General features: G+C 59.0%; 17 protein-coding genes. 13 read left to right on the top strand and 4 right to left on the bottom strand.

Annotation, left to right across the window (positions count from 1 at the left end):
- Nucleotides 1–82: 82 nt before the first annotated feature.
- The 3 genes from AC2FH2_RS06585 to ubiA form a co-directional block, all read right to left on the bottom strand.
- Entirely contained in the window at nt 83–403 is a 321-nt protein-coding gene (locus AC2FH2_RS06585; RefSeq protein ID WP_142635291.1) for a hypothetical protein, read from the bottom strand.
- Nucleotides 404–2302: an OmpA family protein gene (locus tag AC2FH2_RS06580; RefSeq protein ID WP_496823179.1), complete on the bottom strand. Its 1899-nt coding sequence runs from the start codon at nt 2300–2302 to the stop codon at nt 404–406.
- A gap of 65 nt (nt 2303–2367) precedes the next feature.
- Nucleotides 2368–3330: a 4-hydroxybenzoate octaprenyltransferase gene (ubiA, locus tag AC2FH2_RS06575; protein ID WP_496823178.1), complete on the bottom strand. Its 963-nt coding sequence runs from the start codon at nt 3328–3330 to the stop codon at nt 2368–2370.
- Nucleotides 3331–3342: 12 nt separating this feature from the next.
- Here ubiA and AC2FH2_RS06570 point away from each other — a divergent pair, with 12 nt between their 5' ends.
- The 11 genes from AC2FH2_RS06570 to AC2FH2_RS06520 all read left to right on the top strand — a co-directional run bounded on the left by AC2FH2_RS06570 (nt 3343) and on the right by AC2FH2_RS06520 (nt 14224).
- Nucleotides 3343–4068, top strand: a complete 726-nt coding sequence (locus AC2FH2_RS06570; protein ID WP_271948572.1) for a 16S rRNA (uracil(1498)-N(3))-methyltransferase — start codon at nt 3343–3345, stop codon at nt 4066–4068.
- A complete protein-coding gene (locus AC2FH2_RS06565) occupies nt 4065–4913 on the top strand; it encodes a GNAT family N-acetyltransferase (RefSeq protein WP_496823177.1) in 849 nt (282 codons plus the stop codon). Before AC2FH2_RS06570 ends, AC2FH2_RS06565 begins: the two co-directional genes overlap by 4 nt.
- The gene (locus AC2FH2_RS06560; protein ID WP_496712310.1) at nt 4910–5437 is read left to right on the top strand and encodes a hypothetical protein; all 528 of its coding nucleotides are present in this window, start codon (nt 4910–4912) and stop codon (nt 5435–5437) included. Before AC2FH2_RS06565 ends, AC2FH2_RS06560 begins: the two co-directional genes overlap by 4 nt.
- Nucleotides 5438–5502: 65 nt before the next feature.
- The gene (locus AC2FH2_RS06555; RefSeq protein WP_496696530.1) at nt 5503–6873 is read left to right on the top strand and encodes a glutamate--cysteine ligase; all 1371 of its coding nucleotides are present in this window, start codon (nt 5503–5505) and stop codon (nt 6871–6873) included.
- A gap of 70 nt (nt 6874–6943) precedes the next feature.
- Nucleotides 6944–8017, top strand: coding sequence for a phenylalanine--tRNA ligase subunit alpha (gene pheS, locus AC2FH2_RS06550; RefSeq protein WP_281995269.1), 1074 nt, complete (start codon nt 6944–6946; stop codon nt 8015–8017).
- Nucleotides 8014–8481, top strand: a complete 468-nt coding sequence (locus AC2FH2_RS06545; protein ID WP_496785848.1) for a hypothetical protein — start codon at nt 8014–8016, stop codon at nt 8479–8481. The genes pheS and AC2FH2_RS06545 overlap by 4 nt, the downstream gene beginning before the upstream one ends.
- 259 nt (nt 8482–8740) lie before the next feature.
- Nucleotides 8741–9532, top strand: coding sequence for a CE1 family esterase (locus AC2FH2_RS06540; protein WP_496792843.1), 792 nt, complete (start codon nt 8741–8743; stop codon nt 9530–9532).
- 66 nt (nt 9533–9598) lie between these two features.
- Nucleotides 9599–10006 carry a cupin domain-containing protein gene (locus AC2FH2_RS06535; protein WP_496823176.1) on the top strand — a complete coding sequence of 136 codons (408 nt, stop codon included), beginning with the start codon at nt 9599–9601 and terminating at the stop codon, nt 10004–10006.
- An 85-nt stretch (nt 10007–10091) separates the two neighbouring features.
- Nucleotides 10092–12488, top strand: a complete 2397-nt coding sequence (gene pheT, locus AC2FH2_RS06530) for a phenylalanine--tRNA ligase subunit beta (protein WP_496823175.1) — start codon at nt 10092–10094, stop codon at nt 12486–12488.
- A 263-nt stretch (nt 12489–12751) separates the two neighbouring features.
- Nucleotides 12752–13711 carry a hypothetical protein gene (locus tag AC2FH2_RS06525; protein WP_496823174.1) on the top strand — a complete coding sequence of 320 codons (960 nt, stop codon included), beginning with the start codon at nt 12752–12754 and terminating at the stop codon, nt 13709–13711.
- A 63-nt stretch (nt 13712–13774) separates the two neighbouring features.
- Entirely contained in the window at nt 13775–14224 is a 450-nt protein-coding gene (locus AC2FH2_RS06520) for a YtoQ family protein (RefSeq protein ID WP_496823173.1), read from the top strand.
- Between the two features lie 36 nt (nt 14225–14260).
- Here AC2FH2_RS06520 and AC2FH2_RS06515 read toward each other — a convergent pair whose 3' ends face one another.
- Entirely contained in the window at nt 14261–14959 is a 699-nt protein-coding gene (locus tag AC2FH2_RS06515) for a glutathione S-transferase family protein (RefSeq protein WP_142635316.1), read from the bottom strand.
- A 134-nt stretch (nt 14960–15093) separates the two neighbouring features.
- On the opposite strand from AC2FH2_RS06515, the gene mscL reads away from it, so the two are divergent.
- A complete protein-coding gene (gene mscL / locus AC2FH2_RS06510; RefSeq protein WP_142635318.1) occupies nt 15094–15522 on the top strand; it encodes a large conductance mechanosensitive channel protein MscL in 429 nt (142 codons plus the stop codon).
- Between the two features lie 98 nt (nt 15523–15620).
- Nucleotides 15621–16430, top strand: a complete 810-nt coding sequence (locus tag AC2FH2_RS06505; protein WP_281995264.1) for a mechanosensitive ion channel family protein — start codon at nt 15621–15623, stop codon at nt 16428–16430.
- The last annotated feature ends 17 nt before the right edge of the window (nt 16431–16447 follow it).

Below are 16447 nucleotides of genomic sequence, written 5' to 3'. Positions count from 1 at the left end.
GGCTCGGTTTGGCAGGTGGCTGAAACACACAACGGCGCCCCATATTTGCGGGTGTCGCAAGTTGCCGATTCCTCTGGTTCTCTTAGTCCGCGTTGTTTATCCGGCCGCGTAATTCTTCGGCCTCCTGCCGCGCGGCGCGCAACCCGTCCATGGCAGCGCCCAGTTCCGCCTCGGTCTGGGTGAGCTGATTGGTTAGCTCGGCCTCGCGCTGTTGCAGATAGGTGATGGCCTGATCGCGGGTTTCTTCGGCCTCATGCAATTCCTGGCTCATGCGATCCAGATCGGCGACGTCGCTTTGGCGAACACGAGACAGACGATGGGCCAGCCAGTTGGCGAACCAACCCATGCAGAAGGCTGCGAACAGGATGATGGCGGTGGCAATGATGAATTCGATTCTGTTCACTTACTGATCCCCTGCGCCGGTATCTGCGGCGTCTTCTGACGTCTCTGTCTCGGCCTCCAGCGCCTCAAGCCCAGTCTCGGAATTGGCAATGGGTTCAGGCCGGATCAGGCGAAATTCAATGCGACGGTTTTCTTCTCGGCCTGCCTCGGTATCGTTGTCTGCGATCGGTTGCGTTTCACCATATCCCACGGCCGAGTAGCTTGACGTTGGGATGCGGCGTCCGCGCAACTCATTCAGGATCGACTGAGCCCGCGCCTGGCTGAGTTGCTGGTTCATCTCTTCGCGGCCCTGACTATCTGTATGGCCCTGAATTTCAATCCGGATGGGGCCGCATTCGCGCAGAATCTCGGCGATCTGATTGACGGTATCGCGTGAATCCGCGGCAACCGTGGCCGATCCCGGTTCGAATGCGATTTTGCTGCTGGCCTGAACCTCAGCAAGCTGGTCTTCGCACAGCTCTGGGTCGGGCAGGCTGTCTGCGGGTTTCGGCGGCTCTTGATAGGTGATCGAAAGGGTGAAACCTTTGGCATCCCCAAGCTTTTCCGACAGCAATCCGGCGATACGGGCTTTGGCGTCCGGGTCGTAGCTGACCCCGCTGAGAGAAACGTCGTCAGGGGTAACAGTCAGAGCGCCGTTATGCAGCAGAGACAACGCTTCCAGCCCCGCCAGAACACGCACCGGCCAGTCTGCGGGTAAGTCGGAGGCGATGCGGGTGGCGGTATAAACCTGTTCCGATCCAAATGCCGCGCGGGCAAAACTGTCGGCCATGTCGCGCGATGTCTCATTGCTCAGACGACCGCGCATTTGGACCAGCCCTTCGGGGCTGCGCGTGGTCGAGAACTCGGGGGGGCCGGTGGATTCGGCGGTTTCGGGTTCGGGCAGGACGGCGTGCAGGGCGAAAACCTCGGGCAGCGCATTTTCCAGCTCGCCCACCACACGGTCAAAGACCTCAGCCTCTGTTCCTTGCGCCGCCACCAGCGTGATATCCGCATCCGAAATCGTGACCGAACCCTGACCAATCTTGGACAGGGCGCGAATGCTGAGCGTTGCCGCTTCGGGCCAACGGGGTGAGGGCACGCCCAAACCGATTGTACAGTTAAACGGACCAGCAAGGCCTGCTTCTTTGGCAGCAGCGACGATGGCATCCCGCGCTTTTTCATTCTGGGCCGAGCAGGCATCGAACTGGCCGCCGTTGGCATCAATCAGGTAGCGCAGTGTAAAGGGGGTGATTACGGGGCGCGGAGCCGAGATCGACAACCCGATTCGCAAACTGGGAGGTGCAGCGCGGGTCAGGCTCTGTTCCAGTCGTTCTTTTTCCCGCAGGCTGTCTGCAATGGCGGTGATTTTCACCAAACCGGGGCTGGCCGATATTTTGGCACGCGGCAGGCGGGTCAACGCTTCGAGCGCATAGTTCAACGCGTCGTCCCAGCCTTCGGGTATAGGGTAATCCGCCGTTTCCATCAGGTCCGAAACGGTGTCGCCGTCCATCCGGCGCAACCTTTCGATCAGCTCGCTGCGGTCTTGGCTTGCGGGTATCAGACCAATAATCGAAATACCGCTGTCGTTTCGCAAAATTTCAGCGGAAAAGCGCGGTGCTGCCAGTTGCCGGGTGGGGGCGACCTGCATGTCGTCAATAACGCGTGAGGTATCAACCTCGGTCCCGGCTGCGGTCAGCGCATTGAACCGCGTTGCTTCGTCAATGGCTATGCCGGTCAGGACAACGCGCAGGCCATCGGATTCGACTTCGGCCCAGTCATGCCCTTTTAGGTCAAGCGCACGCCGCACGGCGAGTTCCGACGCTTCTTCAACTTTGGTTACCGCATATCCTGCGGCCACAAGCGATAGGCTGGCCGAAACGAGGAATATCAGGGAGGCAGCTAGGAAATAGGGCAGGCGCATGTGCGGGCAGACGACTCCTGAAGTTATTGAGCAGGACTCTTACAGAGGCCCGCGCCGAGGTGCAATCAGAGCAACCCAGCAATGCAAAGGAAGATCAGCGGAATAAGGCCGGTATCCCGGTTGGCCCGGAAAAGCTGCAGCAATTTGGCGTTGTCTTCGGTGTCCAGCCCGCGCAGTTGCCACGTCATATGCCACCCCATTGCCCAAGGTCCCGCCAGTGCAACGAACATGGCTGTAATCGGCTCCTGCCCTGTCATGGCGTCGATAATGGCCAGCGCCATCAGGGATACGGTTGCGGCCAGAAAATACTTCAACCACCGCGCGGTATCTGCGCCGAACAGGCGGGCGGTGGATTTGATACCGATCAGCTCGTCATCTTCGGCGTCCTGATGCGCATAGATCGTATCATAGAACAGCGTCCAGGCGATGCCACCCAGGTACAGAGTGATCGCCGGCCCGCCGACCGTTCCGGTATGCGCGGCCCAGGTCAGCAGGATGCCCCAGTTGAAGGCCAGTCCCAGAAATACCTGTGGCCACCAGGTGAACCTTTTGGCGAAGGGGTAGACAGCGACGGGCAACAGGGACAGCACGCCCATGGCGATGGCGGCCTGGTTGAAACTCAGCAGAACCAACAATGCCAGCAGGCTTTGCAGCACCATCCAGATCGCGGCCTGCCGAACACTGACCTGCCCAGAAGGGATCGGGCGCGACCGGGTCCGTTCCACTTTTGCATCAAAGTCGCGGTCCGAAATGTCATTCCAAGTGCAGCCCGCGCCGCGCATCAAAAAGGCACCGATGGCACAACCGATGGCGATCCAGAGGTCCTCCCACCGCGGGGTGCCGTCGCTGAGGATGGCCAGCGTCAGTCCCCACCAGCAGGGGATCAGCAGCAGCCATGTGCCGATAGGCCGATCAGCCCGGCTCAGCCGCAGGTAAGGGCGCGAGAATTCCGGCGCATAGGTGTCGACCCAGTTGCCGCTGACCGCATCAGCGACCTGACCGTCTGGTGTTGGCGCATTGCCTTGCATATGTAAGGTCTCATGAGTGCAAAGATCAGACTGTATGTAGAGCACCCTTTGGGTCCGGGGCAATCGGTAGAATTGACGCGCGAGCAGGCACATTACCTGTTCGGTGTCATGCGCCTGGCTGTGGGGGGGCAGGTTGCCTTGTTTAACGGACAGGACGGAGAATGGCAGGCCGAAGTGGCCGAAGCGGGAAAGCGTGGCGGTGTACTGACCTGTGTCGAACAGACCAAACCGCTGCAACGGCCACCTGACCTGTGGTTCCTGTTCGCCCCGATCAAAAAGGCACGCACCGATTTCATCGTTGAAAAGGCGGCGGAAATGGGTGCGGCGCGGATCATGCCGGTGCAGACAGAATTCACCAATTCCGAACGTATCCGTCAGGACCGCTTGCAAGCCCACGCGGTCGAGGCCGCCGAGCAATGCGGCGGTACCTTCGTGCCCGAGGTCGCCGATCTGCAGCGGCTGGACCGAGTTCTGGATGGCTGGCCCGAGGGGCGTCAACTGATGTTTTGTAACGAGGCCGAGGTCGGCTCGGCCCTGCGCCTGGCGGCGCATGAAAAGGGGTTGCCATGGGCGATCCTTATCGGACCCGAGGGCGGCTTTTCCCAACGTGAACGTGCCCGGCTGACCGCCTTACCCTATGCCCATGTCGTCAGTCTTGGCCCGCGTATCCTGCGCGCGGATACTGCAGCCGTTGCGGCTCTGACCATGTGGCAGCAGGCGCTGGGGGACTGGTCATGATTTGGCGTCTCGCGCAGGAGGCGGATGTACCGAAGATCGACCAGTTTCTAATGCGCCACATTCAGACGTCGATGTTCCCCTTGGCCAATCTGCGTGATTTTGGATTGCGGGGCACGGACCGACGTGCCGTTAATATCTGGGTGTTGGGCGACGATCCCCGTGCGGCGTTCTCCATCACGAATGAGGGCATGGTTTTACCGCAATGTCCCGATTGCACAGATGAAGAACTGGCCGCTGCGATTGATCTGATCCGGGGGCGTGCCTTGTTCGGAATGGCGGCTGAGGCAACACAGGCCCGCCGGATCATGCGTCTTGCGGGGTGGGAGGATCGGCCGGCAACGCTGAACAGCGATGAACCGGGTTTCACGCTGGATTTGGAACAGCTTACTATTCCGGATGTTACAAGCGCAGAATTGGTGCCTTTGGGTGCGTTTGATCGTGAAATCGTCGAAAGGTGGCGCTCTGACTACCTGATCGAAGCAATGGAATTCAATTCGTCACGAGCGCAAAAACAGGCTGGCTTGGATTGCGACGCCTATACCGCACGTGATTCTCATCGTGTGTTGCTGGTCGACGATCAGCCTGTCGCCATGACTGGTTTTAACGCGCGCTTGCAAGAAGTCGTGCAGATTGGTGGGGTCTTTACACCTCGTGAAATGCGCGGCCGTGGATATGCGCGTCTGGCCGTCGCGCTGCATCTGGAGGAGGCGCGCCGTACGGGTGCGAAACGCGCGGTTTTGTTTGCGGCTTCCGATTCCGCTGCGCGTGCTTATATCGGTATCGGTTTTCAATCCGCGGGGCAGTACTCGCTCATCCTGTTCATAAACCCAGAGGATACCGCATGAGTTTCATCCGACCCGAAGCGAAACTGGCCCTGTGGCGCTGGCGCGAAGTGCTGGTTGCCGGTGTCATTCTGTTGGTTGGCCTCAGCTGGATCAGCGGCCCGGGTGGGTTGCTGGGCTGGTTGGGCTGGGTTTTGGTGGCGGTGTCGGTTGCACTGGCCGTGATCGGGGTTCAGCGCGCCAGGTTTCGCACCGGCGTCGGTGGCCCCGGAGTTGTGACCATCGACGAAGGCCAGATATGCTATTTTGGCCCGCTGGACGGTGGCATGGTAGCGACGCGGGAAATCGAACGGTTGGCGTTGGATCCATCCTCGAATCCGGCGCATTGGGTGTTGGAACAGCCTGGCCAGCCGACGCTTCACATTCCTGTGAATGCCGAAGGGGCCGAAGCGCTGTTTGACGTGTTCTCGGCGCTGCCGGGGTTGAAAACAGAACATATGTTGTCGGAATTGAACGGTGGGGCCGTACATCCCGTAGTAATTTGGGAGCGTCAGTCGATGCGCCCTGCGCATATGCGGTTGCATTGACACCGCCCTCGTTTGCGACCACGACTGACCAACAAGACAGACACATCAGGATCGGAGCACGGTTCATGTCCATCCCCCAGTCCGGCGGCGGACCGATCGAACGCCACGAGCAACTTGCCGAATATCTGGAAGCGGGCTGCAAGCCCAAAGCCGATTGGCGTATCGGAACCGAACATGAAAAGTTCGGCTATTGTAAAGACTCACTGAAACCGCTGCCATTCGAAGGCACGCGGTCGATTGTGGCGGTGCTTGAAGGGCTGCGCGACCGGCACGGCTGGGCCGAGGTGCGCGAAGCGGGCCACCTGATCGGCCTGGAAAAAGACGGCGCCAATGTCAGCCTTGAACCGGGCGGTGCACTAGAGCTGTCGGGCGCGCCGTTGGAGACGATCCACGAGACCTGCGACGAGGTGAACACCCACCTGCGCGAGGTTAAGGATATCGCTGATGAAATCGGCGTGGGCTTTATAGGTCTGGGCGCGGCCCCGATCTGGACCCATGAGCAGATGCCTCTGATGCCCAAAGGCCGTTATCGGCTGATGAACGATTACATGGAAAAAGTAGGCTCCATGGGCCGCGCCATGATGCGGCGCACTTGCACGGTTCAGGTCAATATCGACTTTGGGTCCGAGGCAGACATGGTGCAGAAACTGCGCGTGGCGCTGGCTTTGCAGCCTGTGGCGACTGCGCTGTTCGCCAATTCGCCCTTCTTTGAGGGCAAGCCCAACGGCCAGAAAAGCTGGCGCAGCCATATCTGGCGGCACCTGGACGATGCGCGCACCGGCATGCTGCCCTTCGTGTTCGAAGAGGGCTTTGGGTTCGAGCGCTACGTGCAATACGCGTTGGATGTGCCGATGTACTTTGTCTATCGCGATGGCCAGTATATCAACGCGCTGGGCATGTCCTTCCGCGATTTCCTGCAGGGCAAACTGCCCGCGCTGCCGGGTGAAACACCTACCCTGTCCGATTGGGCCGATCACCTGACCACCGCCTTCCCCGAGGCGCGGATCAAGAAATTCATGGAGATGCGCGGCGCAGATGGTGGCCCGTGGCGGCGTCTGTGTGCGCTGCCTGCCTTCTGGGTTGGCCTGACCTATGATCAGGGCGCGCTGGATGCGGCCTGGGATCTGGTCAAGGGCTGGGATGCTGAAACGCGCGAGGAACTGCGCGTTCAGGCAGCCGTCAATGGCCTGCAGGCGCGGGTTGGCGACATCAACATGCATGATCTTGCCCGCGAAGTGGTTGCGATCTCGGAAAGTGGTCTCAAGGCCCGGGCCTATCCCGGCGCAGGCGGTCTGGTTCCCGATGAGACGCATTTCCTGAACGCGCTGAAGGAAAGCCTCGATACCGGCAAGGTTCCGGCGGATGAGTTGCTGGAACACTACAATGGTGACTGGAACGGCGATCTGACCCGAATTTATCCCGAATACAGCTATTGACCCACCGGGTCCCGCTTGCATTCGCGGGGCGGGGCCGATAGCAGGTTGGCGACCAAATTCAGAGGGCGTCATGGACGATCTTAAGGCAAAATATCTGGGGCAGATCGCCGAGGCGGGCGATGAGAACGCGCTTGAGGCGATCCGCGTCGCCGCCGTGGGCAAAAAAGGTGAAGTTGCGCTGAAGATGCGCGAGCTGGGCAAGATGACCCCCGAGGAACGTCAGGTCGCAGGCCCCGCGCTGAACGCCCTGAAGGATGAGATCAACTCGGCCCTAGCCGCCAAGAAAGCCGGTCTTGCCGATGCCGCGCTGGACGAACGTCTACGGACCGAATGGCTGGACGTTACCCTGCCGACCCGCGCGCGCCGCCAAGGCTCGATCCACCCGGTCAGCCAGGCGACCGAGGAGCTGACCGCGATCTTTGCCGAACTGGGTTTCTCGGTGGCCGAAGGGCCGCGGATTGAGACCGATTGGCACAATTTCGACGCGCTAAACATCCCCGGCCACCACCCCGCGCGGGCCGAGATGGACACGTTCTATATGCACCGTGCCGAGGGCGACGAGCGCCCGCCGCATGTGCTGCGCACCCATACTTCGCCGGTCCAGATCCGCTCAATGGAGCTGCAGGGTGCGCCGATCCGCATCATTTGTCCGGGCGGCGTTTATCGCGCTGACTATGATCAGACCCACACGCCGATGTTCCATCAGGTCGAAGGTCTTGCCATCGACAAGGACATCTCGATGGCGAACCTGAAATGGGTTCTGGAAGAGTTCGTGAAAGCGTTCTTCGAGGTCGACGATGTCGAACTTCGTTTCCGCGCCTCGCACTTCCCCTTTACCGAACCGTCGGCAGAGGTCGATATCCGCTGTTCCTGGGATAACGGTCAGCTCAAGATCGGCGAGGGCGACGACTGGATGGAGATTCTGGGCTCGGGCATGGTCCACCCCAAGGTGATCGCCGCCGGTGGAATTGATCCGGACGTCTATCAGGGCTTTGCGTTCGGGATTGGGATCGACCGTCTGGCGATGTTGAAATACGGCATTCCGGATTTGCGGGCGTTCTTTGATAGCGATCTTCGGTGGTTGCGGCACTACGGGTTTGCAGCGCTGGATATGCCGAACCTGCATGGTGGTTTGTCTCGGTGATTGAAACAGGCTCGGCAGGTTTTGTCATCGACCAAGCCGTCGCGTTTTTTGGCATAGCTGTTGCCGCGGTTTCCTATCTGCTCAAGCAATGGTGGGAAGAGGCAAAACGTATCTCCTTGCGTAGAGAAGACGTGTATCTTCGCTTTGGTGAAAAAATAGGGCGATTAGAGGCTGCACTCACCCTGGGAGATGACGAGCAAATTCAGGCTTCATTCTCAGATTTATCGTCGATGGTTCTTGAGTTTCAGATATTCGCTTCCGCCATAGTAAACAAAAGTGCAGGCCTCTATATGGGTAACGCGGCGGCTTTGATTGCCGGAGCGGCCAGCGCACCGGACGGTGAGCCGATCTCCATCGCCGCACTTTCCGAAAGCCGGACAAGACTCATAGAAGTCATGCACCATGATGTGACTTGGCTAGGTAAACCGCGACCATTTAAGCGCCGGAAAGTGCGAGAAGACTAAAACGGTCGGGAGATCTCGTTTGAAAATCCGGCGCGGAGCAAAGGCCGATAGGCCGCCGCGCTATCGCCAGACCGCCCACACGGGCTGGCGATTTGTCTCCGTCAGTGCAGCGCTCGAACAGCGCACGGATTTGGCCAGCATAAACTTCCCTCCACAGCCCAAGGATCGCCACCCCGCGGTCTGGCGATAGCGCGGCTTGTTTCAGCCTCCCACGGGGTTGTGACGTGACTTCGTGCACGGGGCGGGTAGGCTCCGAGTTATGTTTCGGATTCTGACCTGCCTGTTTCTTCTTCTCCCGCTCCAAGCTGCAGCAAATGGTTGCCATGGCGACGCGGCCTGCCCGCTCGGTGACCGCTCATACCATGTGCTGGAACCGGACGGCTGGGACGGCGAAAGCCCTCTGCCGGTATTGCTGCACTTCCACGGCTGGGCGCGGCAGGGGGATGTGGTGGTCAACCACGAAAGGATCGCAGGGGCCACCAAACTGCGCGGCGTGCTGCTGGTGGCCCCGAACGGGCGCGGCAAAAGCTGGGATTTCTGGACGTCCGACACTGATGACGTCCCCTTTGCGGATCGGGTGCTAGAGGATGTCGCGGCGCGCTATCCCATCGACCCGGATCGCATCTATGTCTCGGGCTATTCCTATGGCGGCGCGATGGCGTGGCGCTATGTCTGTCAGTCCGGCGATGACGTTGCGGCCCTGCTGGCTGTCGCTGGCAGCATTCGCCAGACCGAGGACTGCCCGCAGGCCCCGCGTCAGGTGCGCCATGTGCATGGGCTGGACGACACGGTGATGGATTTCCCCGTGGGTCCGGGCGGGGACACGACCTATCCGGTGGCGTTGTGGAAAGCGAAGTTCGACTGCAACGGTGCAACCCCGCGTGGCGATTGGAGCGTGAAGCCTTTCCTGACCCTCAGCCGTGTGGAATGGACCGATTGCGCGCAGGGGCAGGTTACGTTGGACACGCATCCGGGCGGGCATTTCATCCCGCATGGCTGGATCGGCTGGCAGTTGGATGAGCTGGCCGGGCGCACACCAGCCTATCCCTGACCCGTTTGACAGCCCCCTACATCCGGGGTCATCTGCGCAGGCCATCTGACCAAGGAGCCTTGCCCGATGAAACCCCTGCTGGTGACCGCCGCGATCCTGACCGCAACCTCTGCCCTGGCGCGCGACGCCTATCCGCCTGTTGATGTGTTGGTGCAAACGGACAAGTCGGTGATCGGAGAGCCGCTGGAATACCCGGAGGGCTCACCGCAGATCACCATGGCCATCATTACCATGCAGCCGGGTCAAGTGACCGGTAGTCACCGACATAATGCTCCGCTGGTGGCCTATGTGCTGGAAGGGGAAATCACTGTCGATTACGGCGCGGCGGGGACAAAGACCTACAAAACCGGTGATGCCTTTGTCGAAGCGTTCCGATCCCCGCATGTTGGGGAGAATACGGGCGAAAGCATCGCGCGGATTTTGGCGGTGTTTGCCGGATCGGATAGCGTCGCCAACACAGTTGCCGAACAGTAGGTGATCATGTGGCACACGGCCTCTTTCCCCTTGTCTGAATATCCGTTACACGCGGGCTGACCCAAGATTATGCGGAATACGACCGATGAAATTCACCCTTTCCTGGCTCAAGGATCACCTGGACACTGACGCGTCGGTCGATGAGATCGCCGAAACGCTGACCGATCTGGGGCTCGAAGTCGAAGAGATCGTCAATCCGGCGGACCGATTGGCGGGCTTTACGCTGGGAAAAGTGACCCATGCCGAACAGCACCCTGATGCCGACAAGCTGCGGGTCTGTACGGTTGCGACGGATGAGGGAGATCTGCAGATCATCTGCGGCGCGCCCAATGCGCGCGAAGGTATCACTGTCGTGGTATGCAAACCGGGCATGTATATTCCGGGCCTGGACATCACCATCAGCGTCGGCAAGATCCGCGGTGTCGAGAGCTTTGGCATGATGGCCTCGGAGCGCGAGCTGGAGCTGTCGGAAGAGCATGACGGCATCATCGAGCTGCCCTCGGGTGAGGTCGGCGATCAGTTCGTTGACTGGCTGGCCGAGAATGATCCCGCAAAGGTCGATCCGATGATCGAGATTGCGATCACCCCGAACCGCCCCGATGCGTTGGGCGTCGCCGGGATCGCGCGCGATCTGGCGGCACGCGGGGTCGGCACGCTGAAAGAGCGCGACTATGTGCCGGTGCCGGGCGATTTCGTCAGCCCGATCAAGGTGACGATTGATGATGACACGCTGGACGGAGCACCGCATTTCACCGGACGTCTGATCAAAGATGTCAAGAACGGCCCCAGCCCGCAGTGGCTGCAGGATCAGTTGAAGGCGATCGGTCTGCGTCCGATCTCGGCCTTGGTGGATATCACCAACTATATGACCTTCGACCAAAACCGTCCGCTGCATGTCTTTGATGCGGACAAGGTTCAGGGCAACCTGCGCGTACATAGGGCCAAGGGCGGCGAAAAGCTGGTGGCGTTGGACGAAAAGGAATACACGCTGCAACCGGGCATGATGGTGATTTCGGACGACAACGGCCCGGAATCCATTGCAGGAATCATGGGCGGCGAAGAAACCGGCTGTACCGAGGATACCGTGAACGTCTTCCTCGAAAGCGCGTTCTGGGATCATGTGCAAATTGCACTGACAGGCCGGGCGTTGAAAATCAACTCGGATGCGCGGTACCGATTCGAGCGCGGCGTCGACCCGGAATACACGCTGGAAGGATTGGAACATGCAACGCAGATGATCCTGGATATCTGCGGTGGCGAGGTCTCTAAAGTAGTTGAGGCAGGCAAAGCACCAAACCATGCGCGATCCTACAAGTTGGACTCGGCCCGGGTGCAATCGCTGGTCGGGATGGTCATTCCCGAAAGCGAGCAGCGCCAGACCCTGACCCGTCTGGGTTTCCGCCTTGAAGGCGAGATGGCCCATGTCCCCAGCTGGCGCCCCGATGTCATGGGCGAGGCTGATCTGGTGGAAGAGGTCGCACGAATTGCCTCCCTGACCAAGCTTCAGGGCAAGCCGCTGCCGAGGGTCACTGATGGCATTCCGAAACCGGTTATGACTCCCACTCAGCGCCGCCAGTCGATGGCGCGCCGCACCTGTGCCGCATTGGGTTATAACGAATGCGTCAGCTATACATTCATTGATCAGACTTCCGCGGCGCTGTTTGGCGGTGGCGATGAAGCGACGCAACTGGAAAACCCGATTTCGTCCGAGATGAGCCATATGCGCCCCGATCTGCTGCCGGGGCTGTTGCAAGCGGCGGCCCGCAATCAGGCGCGCGGCTATACGGATGTGGCGCTGTTTGAAGTTGGCCCAGTTTTTCACGACGGCGAGCCAGGCGATCAGAAAATCCAGATTACCGGCCTGCTGGTCGGTCGCGACGGCCCCAAGGATGTGCATAGCGCCACACGCCCGGCGGATGTGTTCGACGCCAAGGCAGATGCCGAGGCCGTTTTGGCCGCCATCGGCGCACCCGCCAAGGTTCAGATCCTACGCGAGGGCGACGCCTGGTGGCATCCGGGCCGACACGGCAAAATTTGTCTGGGTCCGAAAAAGGTACTGGGCGTTTTCGGCGAGTTGCATCCGCGTGTGTTGCAGGCGATGGACATCAAGGGCCCGGCGGTGGCTTTCACTATCTGGCCGGATGAGGTGCCTCTTCCGCGTAAATCCGGGGCGACCCGCGCGGCGCTGGAGCTGCGCGATCTGCAGGCGGTCGAGCGTGACTTTGCCTTTGTCGTCGACGAAAGCGTCGAGGCACTGACGCTGGTGAATGCCGCTGCCGGTGCCGACAAGGCGCTGATCGAAGATGTGCGCGTCTTTGATGAGTTTATTGGCGGCAGCCTGGGTGAGGGCAAGAAATCTCTGGCCATCACCGTTCGGCTGCAGCCGACAGATGCGACGCTGAAGGAAAAAGATATCGAAGCGGTGGCTGAAAAGATCATCGCCAAGGTGTCCAAGGCAACAGGCGGCGTTCTGCGCGGCTAACGCCATCGTAATCCAAATGCAAAGCGCGCCCTTCGGCGCGCTTTTCTCGTTTCTCAGACGCCTGTGTTGCCGTGCTGCAACGTCCCTGCGTCCTGAAAATCCAGGGGTTGAGTGGAATCACCCCCTGGCCGTAAGTCCAGCCCCCTGATGCAATCACAATCCGGAGTCGGCCCAATGCCAGATCCCAGCCTCGCAAAAGCAATGCCCAAACCCTGATTGCCCGCCAACTGACCGGCGGGCCTGTTTCCCGTTGGAGAGTTGTCATGAAACGCCAAGACATCTCGATGATCCGGCAGATTCTGCCGGAAGAGATGCCATTCTACTATTATACCGACCGGCAAAGCCCCTGGTTGCTGTGCCAGTCGATGGAGGCCGAAATGTCGGTTTCGGATTTAAAGCAATCGGGGCTGTCCCGTTTGCTGGCGCGTCCTTTGCTGAAACCCATGATCGCGCGGTGCGGCGGGGTTTTGCGGCGGCACGATGTGCTGGCCGTGGCCCATGCGGATCGCGCCGTGCGTCTGGCGGGGCTAAGCCCTGCGGCGTTCCATGGTTTAGAAGCGGTCTATCAGTCCGAATGGCTGGATTTCTGCCTGAGCTTTGAGCGCTGGTCTGGTGAACAAACCACGCGCAAGGCGCATAACCTTGTGGTGCAGTTGGGCTTCCCGACCGAGCATGCCGAGCTGTTGTGGAAATTCGAACAACGCGCGGCGGTGGGTGCGTTCCAAAGCTCTTGGCACCCGGTACGCACGCATGGCCGTCCGACTCTGGCCTGGTGCCGCTTGGATATAGATTTAACAAGTGGCTATTGTCTGATTGAAGAAATTCAGTCCGACTGGTTGCGCTTTGTCGGCCATGCCCGGCGTCGACTGCAATGTCGGGCGCCCCGGTCGCGTGAGTTGCGTTTGACGCGTGAATACGAGCAGGCGCTGCAGCAGAAATACGCGAAAATATGGGCCGAGGTCATGATGTTGGCAGTGTTGGTGCTGCTGCGCGACGAATTCGCCATTCGCGAAGTATGGATGCACCAGCCAGAACCGGGCGCGCAGCTGAAAGGGATCACCTGGGGACGGTTGCCGCCTCGGTCGATCTATACCCGTTTGCCCCGCAGTTTCGGGTTCGAGCCAACATCCGAGATGCCGGGGTTTCTGGGAAGCAAGCAGCGCAGCGCGGCCCGTAAGGCAGTTCCCAACGGGCAGCCGGTGTTTTGGCGGCTGGCTTTCTGAGCCCCCCCTTGGGTCAGGTCCATTTTGTCTTTAGGGTCGCCAATAAAATCAAAGGAGAAATCAATGGGCCTGAACGTCTACCTGTCCGGAGAGATACACACCGACTGGCGCGAGCTGATCATTGACGGGGCGAAAGGGTTGGACATTTCGTTCAACAGCCCTGTCACGGTTCACGAAGCCAGCGACGATTGCGGCGTTGCAATTTTGGGGTCCGAGCCAAACAAGTATTGGCATGACCACAAGGGTGCGATGGTCAATGCGATCCGAACCCGCAAGGGCATTTCAGACGCGGATGTCGTGGTCGTCCGCTTTGGCGATCAATACAAGCAATGGAACGCAGCCTTTGACGCGGGATATGCGGCGGCTTTGGGCAAGTCGATCATCGTAGTGCACGGGCCAGATCATCAGCACGCGTTGAAAGAGGTTGATGCAGCCGCCCTGGCTGTTGCTGAACATCCCTCGCAGGTGGTGGATGTGCTGCGGTATGTTCTGACGGGTAAGCTTCCAAGCTAAATGGATGGGGTGAGGTATTACCTCACCCCACACGTGTTAACCTGGGGAAGGAATCTGCAGCCCGCGCTGAACGGCGGGACGCGCAAGAAACCGATCAAGATAAGGTTGGAGATTTGCGTACTCATCCCAGCCAACAATGTCTCGGGCACCATAAAAATCCAACCCGCGCAGCCAGGGGACGATTGCAATGTCGGCGATCGAGTAATCCCCGGCGATCCATTCCTGGCCATCAAGTTGATTGTTCACGACATTCAACAGCCGCTTTGCCTCGTTGAGATAACGCTCACGGGGGCGCGGATCTTCGATCTCTTTCCCGGCGAATTTGTGGAAAAAGCCAAGTTGCCCAAGCATGGGACCAATTCCACCCATCTGGAACATGAGCCATTGGGTAATGCGATGTCTGTCGCTTTGTGTCTGGCCCATGAATTTCCCTGACTTCTCGGCCAGATACAACAGGATCGCACCGCTTTCGAACAGGCCCAGGGGATGTCCATCAGGACCGTTCGGGTCAATGATTGCAGGGATTTTGTTGTTGGGGTTCAGCGACAGGAACTCGGAGCTTTTGACATCCGCATCCGCAAGCGTGACCAGATGCGCCTCGTAGGGCAGGCCGGTTTCCTCAAGCATGATCGAGGCTTTGACGCCATTAGGCGTCGGATAAGAATAGAGCTGAATGACCGAAGGGTCTTTGGCAGGCCATTTGTCTGTAATGGAATAAGACGCAAAATGTGTCATGGGGTCTCCTGAATAAGCCGATTGGGGAAAAATAGTCACGATTTCCCATAAAAACATACATTTTATAGTGCAATTAGCGCACAGTTGCCGTGCGTTTAGGCGCATGAAAATGACAACAGGGAAAGAGGGAAGTTATGTTCCAGGAGTTCAAGACATTCATTGCCAAAGGCAATGTCATGGATATGGCGGTGGGTATCATCATTGGAGCCGCATTTACCGCAATTGTTACGTCGCTTGTTGGCGATCTGATCAATCCATTGATTGGCCTGTTTACGGGTGGGGTTGATTTCACCAACAACTACTCCGTTCTGGCCGGTGATGTCGCCGAAGGGGCGAGCCTGGAAGCGGCGCGGGAAACCGGTGCTTCTGTTTTTGCATATGGTGCGTTCATCATGGCGATCATCAACTTTCTGATCATCGCCTGGGTGGTTTTCATGCTGGTCAAAATGGTGAACCGGGTCAAAGAGGCGGCAGAAGAGGAAGCACCGGCGGAAGAAGAAGCGCCAGCCGGACCAAGCGAGCTGGACATCCTGATGGAAATCCGCGACGCACTGAAAAAGTGACTCCTGCAGTTACGGCAGAAGAGGAGCCCACCAGATAGGTGGGATTCAATTAACGATCTGAAAGCAGAAGGAAACCCGAATTGGAGCAGACGATGGAAATGGCAAATCAAGCCATGGATATGGCAAACGGCTATGTGCCAATCTTGATGAGTGCGGGCAAGGCTCTGATTGTTCTGATATTGGGCTGGATTGCGGCAGGTATGATCGCTGGGGTTGTTCGCCGCCGTATCAACAAAACGCCCCATATTGATCCGACGCTGGGCAATTTTGCCGCCAGCATGATCAAATGGGCCATTCTGGCCATGGTAATTGTGGCTGTTCTGGGCATCTTCGGGATCGAAGCAACCAGTATCGTTGCCATTTTGGGCGCTGCTTCGCTGGCCATTGGCCTGGCGCTGCAGGGTACACTTAGTGATCTGGCAGCAGGCGTGATGTTGGTTGTCTTCCGGCCGTATAAGCTTGGCCAATATGTCGACATCGGCGGAACAGCCGGAACTGTCAAAGATCTGAATCTGTTCACGACCGAACTCGTGACCCCCGACAATGTGCAGATCATTGTACCCAATGGCCAGGCTTGGGGGTCAGTTATCACCAACTACTCGGCACACGAGACGCGTCGTGTAGATTTGGTGTTTGGTATCGACTATGGCGATAGCGCGGATGAGGCGATGAAAATCATTCTGGACCTCGCAATGGCTGATGGGCGCATCCACGGCGATCCCGAGCCCTGGGTGCGGGTCACAAATCTGGGGGACAGCTCGGTCGATCTGACGGCGCGCTTGTGGTGTGCCGCTGTCGATTATTGGGATGTCAAATTTGAAATGACCAAAGCAGTCAAAGAAGCGTTTGATGCAAAAGGCGTTTCGATTCCATACCCGCATTCGGTCGAGATCCAGAAACAGGGATGATGCTCCCGCCCGTCGCT

Source organism: Ruegeria sp. YTSA105, from assembly GCF_059610225.1.
This window is presented reverse-complemented; position numbering and strand designations above follow the sequence as displayed.